The sequence below is a fragment of the Oxalicibacterium sp. genome (genome assembly GCF_035565035.1).
Lineage (GTDB): Bacteria > Pseudomonadota > Gammaproteobacteria > Burkholderiales > Burkholderiaceae_D > Oxalicibacterium.
The window spans coordinates 58,144-70,648 of record NZ_DATMTD010000098.1; the positions used below are offsets into that span (position 1 = coordinate 58,144).

11 protein-coding genes are annotated in these 12,505 nt (G+C 59.7%); 2 read left to right on the forward strand and 9 right to left on the reverse strand.

Annotated features, from left to right (window positions below; translation table 11 throughout):
* Positions 1-122 precede the first annotated feature (122 nt).
* Positions 123-1,319, forward strand: a complete 1,197-nt coding sequence (locus tag VN114_RS09240; protein WP_325514158.1) for a DUF418 domain-containing protein — start codon at positions 123-125, stop codon at positions 1,317-1,319.
* A gap of 50 nt (positions 1,320-1,369) precedes the next feature.
* Here the strand turns inward: VN114_RS09240 and VN114_RS09245 are convergent, their stop codons facing one another.
* From VN114_RS09245 to VN114_RS09270, 6 genes are all read right to left on the reverse strand, one after another.
* A complete protein-coding gene (locus VN114_RS09245; protein WP_325514159.1) occupies positions 1,370-2,230 on the reverse strand; it encodes a DUF3014 domain-containing protein in 861 nt (286 codons plus the stop codon).
* 171 nt (positions 2,231-2,401) lie between these two features.
* Positions 2,402-3,412 carry an ABC transporter ATP-binding protein gene (locus VN114_RS09250; RefSeq protein ID WP_325514160.1) on the reverse strand — a complete coding sequence of 337 codons (1,011 nt, stop codon included), beginning with the start codon at positions 3,410-3,412 and terminating at the stop codon, positions 2,402-2,404.
* Positions 3,405-4,403 carry an ABC transporter ATP-binding protein gene (locus VN114_RS09255; RefSeq protein WP_325514162.1) on the reverse strand — a complete coding sequence of 333 codons (999 nt, stop codon included), beginning with the start codon at positions 4,401-4,403 and terminating at the stop codon, positions 3,405-3,407. The genes VN114_RS09250 and VN114_RS09255 overlap by 8 nt, the downstream gene beginning before the upstream one ends.
* Positions 4,400-5,311 carry an ABC transporter permease gene (locus VN114_RS09260; protein ID WP_325514164.1) on the reverse strand — a complete coding sequence of 304 codons (912 nt, stop codon included), beginning with the start codon at positions 5,309-5,311 and terminating at the stop codon, positions 4,400-4,402. The genes VN114_RS09255 and VN114_RS09260 overlap by 4 nt, the downstream gene beginning before the upstream one ends.
* A gap of 1 nt (position 5,312) precedes the next feature.
* Complete coding sequence (locus VN114_RS09265) at positions 5,313-6,290, reverse strand: ABC transporter permease (protein WP_325514165.1); 978 nt, start codon at positions 6,288-6,290, stop codon at positions 5,313-5,315.
* Between the two features lie 12 nt (positions 6,291-6,302).
* Entirely contained in the window at positions 6,303-7,871 is a 1,569-nt protein-coding gene (locus tag VN114_RS09270; protein ID WP_325514167.1) for an ABC transporter substrate-binding protein, read from the reverse strand.
* A 197-nt stretch (positions 7,872-8,068) separates the two neighbouring features.
* Between VN114_RS09270 and VN114_RS09275 the strand changes: the two genes are divergently transcribed.
* Complete coding sequence (locus tag VN114_RS09275) at positions 8,069-8,419, forward strand: CzcE family metal-binding protein (RefSeq protein ID WP_325514169.1); 351 nt, start codon at positions 8,069-8,071, stop codon at positions 8,417-8,419.
* Between the two features lie 71 nt (positions 8,420-8,490).
* Here the strand turns inward: VN114_RS09275 and VN114_RS09280 are convergent, their stop codons facing one another.
* From VN114_RS09280 to coxB, 3 genes are read right to left on the reverse strand one after another with little or no spacing between them, the layout of a single operon-like run.
* Complete coding sequence (locus tag VN114_RS09280; RefSeq protein WP_325514171.1) at positions 8,491-8,838, reverse strand: hypothetical protein; 348 nt, start codon at positions 8,836-8,838, stop codon at positions 8,491-8,493.
* Between the two features lie 13 nt (positions 8,839-8,851).
* Positions 8,852-11,464 (reverse strand): cytochrome c oxidase subunit I, encoded by a 2,613-nt coding sequence (gene ctaD, locus VN114_RS09285; protein WP_325514173.1) that lies wholly within the window; start codon positions 11,462-11,464, stop codon positions 8,852-8,854.
* Positions 11,461-12,501 carry a cytochrome c oxidase subunit II gene (coxB, locus tag VN114_RS09290; RefSeq protein ID WP_325514175.1) on the reverse strand — a complete coding sequence of 347 codons (1,041 nt, stop codon included), beginning with the start codon at positions 12,499-12,501 and terminating at the stop codon, positions 11,461-11,463. Before coxB ends, ctaD begins: the two co-directional genes overlap by 4 nt.
* Positions 12,502-12,505 lie beyond the last annotated feature (4 nt).

A 12,505-nucleotide genomic window follows, 5' to 3' on the forward strand; every position in this document is an offset into this window, starting at 1 on the left:
GCCCCAGCATAGCAGTCCCGCCCCTTGCCACGCTCGATGATTCTTTCGCGCCCTACATCGCGACGCGCCGGCCGCAATTACCGTTATGCTGTCGGGAATTTTTCTTTCCGCCAATTTCATTCATGAATCTTCCCGCCGACCGTTACACCCGCATCGATGCGTTGCGCGGCCTTGCCGTGTTCGGCATCCTGCTGGTCAACATCTGGTCCTTCGTCTGGGGCTTCGAGCCGATGCGTTACGGCATCCTGCAACCGGATGCGACGCTGGCCGACATGCTGTCGATTGCCTTTGTCGCGTTTTTCGCCGAGCAGAAGTTTTATCCGATCTTTGCCTTCCTGTTCGGCGCAAGCTTCGTACTGATCACGCAATCGATCAAGCGCAGTACCGGCAAATGGAGCGACGCGAAACGCTTGTATCGTCGTCGCCTGCGCTGGCTGCTCGGCTGCGGCGTGCTGCACGGCACATTGATCTGGTTCGGCGATGTCCTGACGCTGTACAGCATCGCCGGCTTCTGGGTGCTGGCCGGTCTGGCCGGTGCGCGGCTGCGCGCAATCGTGGCATCGCTGCGCAACTGGGCAATCGTGTTCGTCATTTTGGTGGTGAGCGGTTTCCTGCTGAACGTCCTGCTGCTGAATGCCGGCAGCATGGCGTCGCAGGCGGCAGCCGCAGTGGAAAGCGTGCAGATGGCGAATTTCATCTATACCCAGGGCAGCCTCTTCGGCATCGCCTGGCAGCGACTGAACGATTATGCTGCCGTGACGACGCAGTCGATTTTCATCCTGCCGCATGTCGCTGTCCTGTTCCTGCTCGGTGTGTTGTCGGTGCGTCGCCGCTGGCTGACACAACCCTGGCGGCACCGGACATTCTGGCGCAGGACGCAATGGATCGGCCTTGCGATCGGCATTCCGTTCAACCTGCTATGGGCAACGCTGAAGCTGACTGAAGTCATCGATCCACTGGATCCATCGATGCTGGATTACGCACTGTATTCATTGCTGGCGGTTGGCGGCAGTTGTCTCGCTGCCGCTTATGTTGCGACATTCATGCTGGCCGGCGACGGCATCATGCAGCCATTGCAGAGATGGCTGGCACCGGTCGGACGCATGGCGTTGACCCATTATCTGACGCAGTCGCTGGTGTGTGCGGTACTGTTGCAGGGGTTCGGTTTCGGGCTCGGCGCGACCTTGTCGCCATCCGGCCTGATTGCGCTGGCGTTTGCGATCATGTTGCTGCAGACCGTGTGGAGTCGCTGGTGGTTCGCGCATCACGAGCAGGGCCCGCTTGAAATCCTGTCGCGGCGCATGATCAACCGCAATTGATTCGGCCGCGACAGACTTCATTAATTTTTATTCGCGTCCCGCGTATTCACCTATTTGCGTTGTGCGTTCGGCATCTGCACATTCGTTGCCGGTGTTGTCGCCTGTGAAGCAGGACGCACCTTTGCAATCTCCGCACGCAAGGCACGCAACCTGGCCTTCACGATGCGCTCGTTATCGACGCCGATACGCAACATGATTTTCTGACCGGCCGAACGGCTTTCCAGATCGGGATCGGCATACTGGTACAGCACCTTGTTCTGCACGAGCGACGGCGGCTGGTCCGGTTCCGGTGCCGCCAGCAGATCATCGATCGCAACAACCAGACGATCGTTGAAATAACCGTCCGGATAGCCGAGTTGCACATACGCGCGCTGGAACAGCGGATAGAACTGACGATAGACATCGGCCAGCTTTTTCACATCGACCTTTTGTACCAGCTCGACATATTGCGCATAACGTTGCGCATTGGAAGCGGCGAGCTGCAGTTCGCCGCCATTGTTTTCCGTTTGCAGCCACGCGCCTGCCGGACGCACCGGCCACACCTTGGTCGATACTTCGGAACGCGGCAGGTTGTCGACGGTTGCCACGATGTGACGAACGATCATGTCGGGCAAAAACAGAAAGCGCCACAACTCGCTGCCCATCAACGGCTGCAAGGACTGCGCCAGTAACTGGTCGCTGTTCTCGACTTCCGGCAATGCTTGCGTCACAGGCGTCGGTTCGATCGGATGCTGAATCGCCGGCGGCACGGCAGCAGTCGCCGGCGGTTCGACTGGCTGCGGCGCTTCGACCGCAGGTGTATCGATAATCGGCGCTACCGGTCGGGACTGATTGTGCTGCCACCAGAAATAGCCTGCAGCGGCGACCGCCAGCAGAACAATCAGAAAAAATAAACCACGCGACTTCTTCATTGATCCTCCTCCTTGAATGTCTGCGAGTCGCGATCGAAGATGAAGTTCCGCCAGAAAAACTATTCGCGGCAAATAGCCTTGCACGATCGACAAGATGTATTGTCGTTGTGTTCATTCTTCTTATCTCTTATTTGGCTCGCTGCGTTCTTTCAGCGTACTCAGTCAGCGCACTCAGTCATCGTTCAGATGACATGCGGAGAAATGGCGTGGCGCGATTTCTTTCAGCAGTGGTTGCTCGACGCGGCAACGCGGCATCGCATGCGGACAGCGCGGATGAAAATGGCAACCGGATGGCGGATGCAACGGCGATGGCATCTCGCCGCTGACGGCATGGAAATCGATCTTCTTCACGTCCAGCGTCGGCGCAGAGGCCAGCAAGCCGATGGTGTACGGATGATTCGGTTGCGCAAACAACTCTTCGGTCGACGCCGATTCGACGATACGGCCGAGATACATGATGACGACGCGATCGGAGACGTGACGCACGACGCCGAGATCGTGGCTGATGAACAGATAGGTGAGGTTCAATTCGTCGCGCAGGCGGATGAACAGATTCAGCACCTGCGCCTGAATCGATACGTCGAGTGCGGCGACGGCTTCGTCGCAGACCAGCAGTTCCGGCCTGACCGCGAGTGCGCGTGCGATGCCGATGCGCGCGCGCTGCCCGCCGGAGAACTGATGCGGAAAACGGCGCAGCAATGCCGCATCGAGTCCGACACGTTGCAGCAGTTCTTCCACGAATTCCTTCTGCTGCGATGCGGCAACCATGCGGTGCGCGACCGGCGCTTCGCCGACAATGTCGAGTACGCGCATGCGCGGATTGAGCGATGCGTAAGGATCCTGAAAAATCATCTGCATCGCCAGCTGGCGCGTACGTTTTTGCGCAGCAGGCAGTTTGTCGATGTCTTCTCCCTGCCATGTGCGCGTACCGGAAGACAGCGTGTGCAGTCCGACGGCCATGCGACCCAGCGTCGATTTTCCGCAACCGGATTCGCCGACCAGACCGACGACTTCGCCGCGATGGATATCGAGCGAGACGCGATCGACGGCATGTACGATTTCATCTTCTTTTTTTGCACCGAATACGCGGGCGATACGATCGATTGCATCCGCCGGTTTGACGAAGCGCTTGCTGACGTCATGCAGCGACAGCAGCGGCGTGCGCTCAGGCAGATCAACCATGCGTGACTCCCGCAGCAATCACGATTGGATGAAAGCAGCGCAGCGTGCGTTCGCCATCGGTCTCGAACGGCGGCGGCGTTGCACATACCTCGGTCGCACGGTCGCAGCGCGTGCGAAACGCGCAGCCCGACGGCAGATTCAGCAATGACGGTGTCATGCCGGCGATCTGCCGCAACGGTTCGCCGCGCCGGTTGTTCGATGGCGATGAAGCGATCAGACCATAGGTATATGGATGACGCGGCGTTTGCAGCACGTCACGCACGCTGCCGCTTTCGACAATCTTCCCTGCGTACATGACGGCCACGGTATCGGCAAGACCGGCGACGACGGACAGATCGTGCGTGATCCAGACCAGCGCCGTTCCCGATTCGCGACACAGCGTCTGCATCTCATGCAGGATCTGGCCCTGGATGGTGACGTCGAGCGCCGTGGTCGGCTCGTCGCAGATGATGAGGTCGGGCTTGTTGAGCAAGGCAATCGCAATCGCCACGCGTTGCCGCATGCCGCCAGAGAACTGGTGCGGATAGGCAAGCAGCCGTTCGTCCGGCGAGGCGATACCGACACGCATCAATGTTTCGCGCGCCAGTGCATGCGCAACGGCCTTGCTGACATCCTGATGTGCCAGCACCGCCTCGATCATTTGCGTATCGATGCGCAGCACCGGATTGAGCGTCATCATCGGATCCTGGAAAATCATCGCGATGTCGTTGCCACGCAGTTGCCGCATCTCTTCTTCCGACAATTGAGCGAGGTCGCGACCATTCAGAAGAATCTTTCCGCCGACGATTTTTCCAGGCGAATCGATCAAGCGCATGATCGAATACGCGGTCATCGATTTGCCGGAACCGGATTCACCGACCAGTCCCATGATCTCGCCGGGCCGCACGGCGAACGACACGTCATCCACCGCCTTCGCCACGCCATCACGTGTGGCGAAGTGCATCTGCAAGTTCCGTACCGACAGCACCGGTTGTGTAGAGTGGATCGTCATTGTGTTTGCAAACGCGGGTTCAACACATCGCGCAATTGATCGGCGACCAGATTGATCGCGACCACCGTCGCCACCAGTGCAATGCCGGGGAAGAGACTGATCCAGTATTTGCCGGACAGCAGATATTCGAAACCGTTGGCGATCAGCAGGCCGAGCGACGGTTCGGTTACCGGCAGGCCGAGGCCGAGGAAGGACAATGTCGCTTCCAGCGAAATGGCCGACGCCACCTGCAGCGCCGCAATCGCAATCACCGGCGGCAGACAGTTCGGCAGCAGATGGCGGAACACGATGCGCGACGACGACAAGCCGAGGCCGCGTGCCGCCTCGATGTATTCCTTCTGCCGTTCGACCAGTGCGGCACTGCGTGCGGTGCGCGCGTAGTACGCCCACTGCACCGCCACCAGTGCAACGATGATCTTGCCGATGCCCGGCCCCATCAGTGCGAGCAGGATCAATGCAACCAGGATGGGGGGGAACGCAAGCTGGATGTCGGCGATGCGCATGATCAGATTGTCGACGCGGCCGCCGGCATACCCGGCCAGCAGGCCGAGCGCGAGTCCGAGTGCCAGTGCGATGACCGTACTGGTGACGCCGACCGTGATCGAAATGCGGACACCGTACAGAATTGCCGACAGCATGTCGCGCCCTTGTTCGTCGGTGCCGAGCAGGTAAACCATGCTGCCCTGCGATGCATGCGCTCCCGGCGGCAGGCGCGAATCGAGGATATCGACCTGCGACAGGTCGTACGGATTTTGCGGTGCGAGCAGCGGCGCGAAAATGGCAGCCAGCACGATCAGCAGCAACAGCACAAAACCCGCCAGCGCAATGCGGCTGGAAAAATAATTGCGAGAGAAACGCTGCAGCGGCGTTTCCGGTTTCACGTCGGTGATGGCGACAAGGTTTTCCATATCAGCCCTTTACTTCCGACAAACGCACGCGCGGATCGAGCAGCGAATACAGCAGATCGACAATCAGGTTGATCGCAACGAACAGCACGACTGTCAGCATCAGGTAGGCGACGATCACCGGCCGGTCCAGCACACGGATCGAATCGATGATGAGCTTGCCCATGCCGGGCCATGCGAAGATCGATTCGGTCACGATGGCAAAGGCGATGATGGATCCGAACTGCAAGGCGATCACGGTAATGACCGGGATCAGGATGTTCTTCAGCACATGCACACCGACAATGCGCGCGTTGCGCAAGCCCTTGGCGCGCGCGAAGCGCACGTAATCCTGCAGCAATGCTTCCTGGGCACCGGCACGCGTCAATCGGATAACGAGCGCAATATTGAACAGCGCGAGGTTGAATGCGGGCAGCACAAGATGCTTCAAGCCGTCGAGCGTGAGGAAGCTGACCGGCACGCCGAACAACAGTGCCGTTTCGCCGCGACCGCCGGACGGCAACCAGCCGAGATGAACGGCAAACAGCATGATCAGCATCATGCCTACCCAGAACGTCGGCAGCGAGAAGCCGAGGATGGACATCGTCATGATGCTTTTTCCTGCGATGCCATGCGGACGCAAACCCGCCCACAATCCGAGCGGCACGCCAAGCACAATGGCGAGAAGAATGGCGCCGATCGCCAGTTCCAGCGTCGCAGGCAAACGCTCGGCGATCAACAGCAGCGCCGGCGTACCGAACGAGAATGAACGGCCGAGATCGCCGTGCAATGCCTGTTTGATGAAGAAGAAGTATTGCTGCCACAGCGGCTGGTCGAGTCCGAATGCGGCAATCGTGCGTGCGCGTTCGGCCTGATCGGCGTCGGGACTCAGCAGGATGTCGATCGGATTGCCGATCGCATACAGCGCGATGAAAACCAGCAGCGACATCGCAACCAGCACGACGATGCTTTGCAGCAGCCTGCGCAACAGGAAGGAAGTCATGTCGGACAGCGCTCAGTCTGCATGGAACTGATGGGCGAAAGTGAATTCATCGGTGCGTGCAGTGTACTTCAGGCCCTTGCGCATTGCCCAGGTCGCATATTGGTGGTGCAGCGGGATGACGGCGTAATCCTGCAAGGCGACGGCTGCTGCCTGCTGCGCGAAATCGTCGCGCTTCTTCTGGTCGACGGATGACAGCGACGCCCTCACCAGTTGATCGACTCGCGGATTGCTGTACTTGCCCCAGTTCCACGAACCCCAGCCAATCGCCGGGTCCGGTGTGCCGACCAGCGTGCGCAAACCGAAATCACCTGCCAGCGTGCCCCAGCCGAGCAGCGAGACGCTGAACGCACCGGTGCGCGCCTTGCCAAAGTAGACCGACAGCGGCAGCGTGGCGACGCCGGTCTTGATGCCGACGTGATTAAGAAATTGCGCGACCGTCTGCACGATCTGCTTGTCGTTGATGTAGCGATCGTTCGGACCGTGCAGCGTCAAGGAAAAACCGTCGGGATAACCGGCTTCGGCCAGCAGTTTCCTTGCGCCCTGTGGATCGTAGGTCTCCACTTTCAATGCATCGTTGTAACCCAGGATGCCGGGCGCGACGATGTTGGATGCGGGCATCGCCTGTCCTTCCATCGTGCGCTCGACCAGCGCTTGGCGGTTGATCGCCATCGAGATGGCCTTGCGCACACGCACGTCGCGCAATGGATTCACTTTCAACGGGCGGCCGGACTTGTCTGTGATGTCGGGCGAACTGTGCTCGAGTTGATCCAGATGCCAGAAGATCGTGCGCCATGAAATCTTCTGCTCAACGTTGAACTTCGGATCGGTTTTCAGCCTCGCGATATCGGCCGTCGGCACGCCTTCGATCACGTCGACATCGCCCGCCAGCAATGCCGCCAGTCGCGGTGCGGCGCTGGTGATAATGCGGAAGGTGACCTTGTCCCAATCGGATTTCGCACCCCAGTAATCGTCGTTTCGCTTGAGCACGATCTTTTCACCACGCCGGAAGCTGAGGAATTTATAGGGGCCGGTACCGATCAACGCCTTGCCGCCGTTGAAGTCATCGGTCGTCGCGTTCTCGGCAGCCTTCTTCGACACGATGAAGATCGCGCTCATGTCGAGCGCCAGCGGACCGTAAGGCGTTTTTGTCGTCAGTCGCACGGTGTACGGATCGACGATCTGCTTTGTCGCAATCTGTTTTGTATAACTGGTAAAAGGACCCGGGCTGCGCGTCAATGTCGCGGGACGGTCGAGCGAGAAGATGACATCTTCCGCCGTAAAGTCGGAACCGTCGTGAAACTTCACGCCGCGACGCAACGTGAATTCCCACGTCGTTGCATCGACTGCGCGCCACGATGTCGCCAAACCCGGAATCAAATGGCCGCTGGCATCGACATTCACCAGCGCATCGAAAATGTGCGATGCGAAGCCGACGTTGGGTGCGATGTTCAGATAATGCGGATCGAGCGACGAGACATCGGCCGCGAGCGCGATTTTCAGGTCAGCCGCCTGCGCAACGACAATCCCGCCCGTCGGGAAGGTCAATGCAATCAGCAGGAATAGTCTGGAAAATATGCGCATGTGGTTCTTGCCGCCGCATCGGGGTCGCTCAGGATCACGCATGGTATGCAGCCATGCCGATAATGTAAATGATGGATGGGAAGTTTGCCTGTACGCAAAAATCATGCGTCACGCACGGAGAAATGCCGCATCGGCTAAAGTGACAGGACGCAATGCCGCTTCCTTCCACGGAAAAAATGGCAATCAAGGAGAACATCATGGCAAATCATATTCGCGCCGGCGCATTGGCCATCTGCACCGCGGCCATCCTGTCGGCATGTGCAACGGGAGATCAGCAAGGTGCGCTGCCGCCAGTCTCGTTACTGGGCCAGCAAGTCGACGATGCTGCGGCGACGCAAATCGTCATCATCCATCCGAATACAAAATGGACGAATATCGAAAGCGGACAGATCGTGCGTTTTGTAGCCGGCAACAAAACCTTCACGTGGTCTTTCACCAATTCGCAAACCATTGCGTCGTTCGACCTCAATCGCGTGACGCCGCCCGGCTTTCTCGATCACCGCGTCACCGTCTATCTGACGCCGGATCCGAAATACACGCGGCGCTAAATAAGGCTAGATAGCGCGAGTTACGCCGTCAGCGTGATGCAGTTGCGCGGCGGCGAATGCACAGAATCGCGTCATTCCATGCAAACCGGCAACACAAACAACGGTATGGCCACCCACACCAGGCCCAGCAAGGCCAGCACCGACAGTCCGAGTCGTGCGCCGGACAGCAATCGCCAGGGAGCAATTCGACACAACCTCGCCGCACGTGTCACCAGCAGCACAATCACCAGAAAGGTCGCTGCGGTAGCAACCGCAAGAATCAGCAGGATTGCCGGTTGCCCGGCCCAGATCGTCTGCGCCAGCGCAGAATCGCACGCAGCTGCGGCGAAGGCGTAAGCCGCAAAAAAATGCAGTGCCCATAACAACAGCGGCGCTGTCGCATCCAGAAAATGCCGAAGGATGTCGTCGTCGCGCGTCATCTTTTGCCCTTCATCAGAATTCCATCAACCCTGGCAGCACATTGACTGCAAATGCCGCAACAAACCCCTGCAGCGTCGTGTAATGCCACATCAACGCCGTGTTATCGAGCGTTCCGCGACTTGCCGGTGTCAATCGTCCTGCCCACGAACGCGCCAGCAGATAACCGCCGGCCAGCGCCAGCACGACCACGTGAAAACCCTGATAGGCCAGCATCACCGCAACCGTTGCGCTCCACGCCTGCGACGTCGGATCGAGTCCGGCCTGACGCTGGCCGCTAAAGTCTGCCGCGAACGCCGCGATCAATGCCACCACCGCACCGATCACACATACACGCAGCCACGGTTGAAATGCCGCGTGCGTCGTCGCCGTCATCGTGCGCGATTTGCGTCGCACGAATTCGAACAACAGCGATCCAGACAACAGGAGCGCGCATGACAGTATCGGCCACAATGGTGCGGGCAACGCGGCGTTCGGCGGCGGACAAACCTGCAGCAGCATCGAGACGTGAATGTACGCAAACAGAAACGCTGCGAAGATGGTCGCGTCGACCACCAGCATGATGATGGTGGCCCACCAGGAATGCGAAGCGACACCGACCGCGCCGACCGGCAGCCAGACCGTATCGGCCACCTTGACGGAAGCAGCAGTCGGCGCGCGGTCGACCTGCCACAACCAGCCGACAACGGCGGCAATGGCGATGAAGCCGCAGGCAAATGCAATCAGGGTTTGCTCGACCGTCAGCAGCAGGAAGAAGCCCGCAGTGCCCGCCGCCGCCAGCAGCGGCAACCAGCTGTCGTCCGGCAACGGCATCACATGCAGTGGCGTGGCGCGCACCGGACTGGTGATGATCGTTTCGCGCTGATCGGTCGCAGCACCGGGCAGCCAGTGCTGGCCTGCTTCGACCTGCTCGCGCAATCCCGGCTGATCCCACAACGGATAACGTGAACGCACATCCGGCAGACTGCGCGACGAATGATCTTCCTGCTCCAGCCATTCGAGCGTCGCAGCGTGCCACGGATTATTGCTGGATCGCGAAGGCTTGCGTGCCAGCCGGATCAGGTCGATGAAGAACAAGGCAATACCGATCGCAAGAATGAACGCGCCGATGGTCGACAGCATGTTCCAGACGCCCCATCCCATGTCGGCACTATAGGTATAAACACGACGCGGCATGCCGAGCAGGCCGGATAGGTGCATCGGAAAGAAAGCGAGATTGAATCCGACGAACATCAGCCAGAACACCCATGTTCCGCATCGCTCCGACAGGGTATTGCCGTTGACCAGCGGCATCCAGTAATAGAGTCCGGCAAACATCGGAAACACCATGCCGCCGATCAACACGTAGTGCAGATGCGCAACGATGAAATACGTATCGTGCACCTGCCAGTCGAACGGCAGTACCGCGACCATCACGCCTGTCAGGCCGCCAAGCACGAAGATGAACATGAAGCCGAGCAGGAACAAGGTCGGCGTCGACATCCTGACCTTGCCGCGCCATAGCGTCGCAATCCACGCGAAGACCTGAATTGCCGTCGGCACCGCAACCGCCATGCTGGCCGCCGAGACAAAACTCAATTCCATCGCACCCAGTCCGGCGGTAAACATGTGATGCGCCCACAGCGCAAAACTGAACACGCCGACACCGATCAGCGCCACCACGATCGTGCGATAACCGACCAGCCTGGTCTGCGCGATCGTCGGAATCATCATCGAGACCATGCCGGCTGCCGGCAGAAAGATGATGTAGACCTCGGGATGGCCGAAGAACCAGAACAGGTGTTGCCACAACACCGGATCGCCGCCGCGCGCCGCGATGAAGAACGGCCAGTCGAATGCGCGCTCCAGTTCCAGCAGCGTGGTGCCCGCGATCACGGCAGGAAACGCAAACACGATCATCAGCGCCACCACCAGCATCGACCACGCGTAGATCGGCATTTTGCCGAGGCTCATGCCGGGTGCACGCGTGAACAGGATGCCGATGATCAATTCGATCGCGCCGGCGATCGCGGAAATTTCAATGAACCCGATACCAAGCAGCCAGAAGTCCGCATTGATGCCCGGTGAAAATTCCTTGCTCGTCAGCGGTGGGTACATGAACCAGCCGCCGTCCGGCGCCAGCCCGACAAACAACGTGCAGAAGAATGCGAGACCGCCGATTGCATAAGCCCAGTAGGCGTAGGCGCTCAGGCGCGGAAATGGCAGATCACGCGCGCCGAGCATGCCGGGCAGCAGAAACACGGCGATGGCCTCGACCACGGGAATCGCAAACAGAAACATCATCACGGTGCCATGCATCGTGAAAATCTGGTTGTACGAACCCGCGGCAATCAGCGTGTTGTCCGGCACCGCAAGCTGTGCACGCATCATCAGGCCGAGGATGCCGGCCAGCACAAAGAACAGCAACGCGGTACCGATGTACAGCAAGCCGATATTGACGTTGTTGACCGAACTGAAGAAACGCCAGCCGGGCGGCGTACGCCAGATCTCCCGCAAGCGCTTCACTTCATCGGGCGGACGCGGCAGTGAATTCGGCAATGCCGTGCTCGACACGGTTTGCACCTCCGGCAATGCATTGTTTGCCGACGCATCGGGCCGTGCGCTGAGATTCTTGTCGATGGACGTCATTTCAGCTGCTCCAGATAGGCCGACAACGCATGCAGTTTTTCTGACTCCAGCTCATTGAACGACGGCATGCGTGCGCCATGCTTGAAGGACTGCGTCTGCGCGATCCAGTCGCGCATGTTCTGCGGATCGTTACGCAGAATGCCGGCCCCCAGGAACATCCTGCTGCCGATGTGCGTCAGGTCCGGTGCGAGCGAGTTGGCGGCGACCGTTTCCTCCGCCGCGCCGCGTATCGTGTGACAGGCACTGCAACGCTGCTCGAGAAAAATGGCACGTCCGCGTTCGGCCAGCACCCCGCTCGGAGTCGACGCCGGTTTCGCCTGATTGCCCAGCCATGCATCGAAGGCCTGCGGTTCTTCCACCACGACATGCAAGGCCATGCGCGCATGCTGCTCGCCGCAATATTCGGCACACTGGCCGCGGAACACGCCCGGCCGGTCGGTCTGGATGCGCAATCGCGTCATGCGGCCCGGCAGCATGTCGACCTTGCCCGCCAGTGCCGGCACCCAGAAGCTGTGCAGCACATCGTCGCTGGTCAACGCGAGATAGACCGGACGACCTGCGGGCACGCGAATTTCATTCGCCAACGTGATGTCGCGTCCGCTTGCCGGATCGCGATAGCGGACCTCCCACCACCACATCTTGCCGGTGACCGACACCACCAGCGCATCCTGCGACATCGGCGTCAGCAACTGCTGGCTGCGCACGACGCTGTAGATCAGCAATGCAGACAATACCGTTACAGGGAAAATGACGCCGGCTCCAATCAGCCAGGTTGCCGGCCGCACCGAACGTCGACCATCGCGCAGGCTGAACGCAAGCAACACCATCACGCCGGCAAAAATCACCGTGCCGCCGCCAAACAACAGCCAGGCAATATCGGAAATAACCAGCGCATCGCCACCGCCGGGATGCAGCACCGATTGCAACGGCCGGTTTTTTTCGCAACCGCTCAGCAGGAAGGCAAAGCCGGCAGCAAACGGCACCACGTGCGATCGCACACCGGCTCCTGCGATAGCGACTCCGTGTTTGTTTGCCATGCGC

Excerpts from the sequence above, each read along its gene's own strand:
- ctaD (WP_325514173.1), bottom strand. The coding sequence starts at position 11,464 with ATGACGTCCATCGACAAGAATCTCAGCGCACGGCCCGATGCGTCGGCA.
- VN114_RS09255 (WP_325514162.1), bottom strand. The coding sequence starts at position 4,403 with ATGACGATCCACTCTACACAACCGGTGCTGTCGGTACGGAACTTGCAG.
- coxB (WP_325514175.1), bottom strand. The coding sequence starts at position 12,501 with ATGGCAAACAAACACGGAGTCGCTATCGCAGGAGCCGGTGTGCGATCG.
- VN114_RS09265 (WP_325514165.1), bottom strand. The coding sequence starts at position 6,290 with ATGACTTCCTTCCTGTTGCGCAGGCTGCTGCAAAGCATCGTCGTGCTG.
- VN114_RS09260 (WP_325514164.1), bottom strand. The coding sequence starts at position 5,311 with ATGGAAAACCTTGTCGCCATCACCGACGTGAAACCGGAAACGCCGCTG.
- VN114_RS09245 (WP_325514159.1), bottom strand. The coding sequence starts at position 2,230 with ATGAAGAAGTCGCGTGGTTTATTTTTTCTGATTGTTCTGCTGGCGGTC.
- VN114_RS09240 (WP_325514158.1), top strand. The coding sequence starts at position 123 with ATGAATCTTCCCGCCGACCGTTACACCCGCATCGATGCGTTGCGCGGC.
- VN114_RS09250 (WP_325514160.1), bottom strand. The coding sequence starts at position 3,412 with ATGGTTGATCTGCCTGAGCGCACGCCGCTGCTGTCGCTGCATGACGTC.
- VN114_RS09280 (WP_325514171.1), bottom strand. The coding sequence starts at position 8,838 with ATGACGCGCGACGACGACATCCTTCGGCATTTTCTGGATGCGACAGCG.
- VN114_RS09275 (WP_325514169.1), top strand. The coding sequence starts at position 8,069 with ATGGCAAATCATATTCGCGCCGGCGCATTGGCCATCTGCACCGCGGCC.
- VN114_RS09270 (WP_325514167.1), bottom strand. The coding sequence starts at position 7,871 with ATGCGCATATTTTCCAGACTATTCCTGCTGATTGCATTGACCTTCCCG.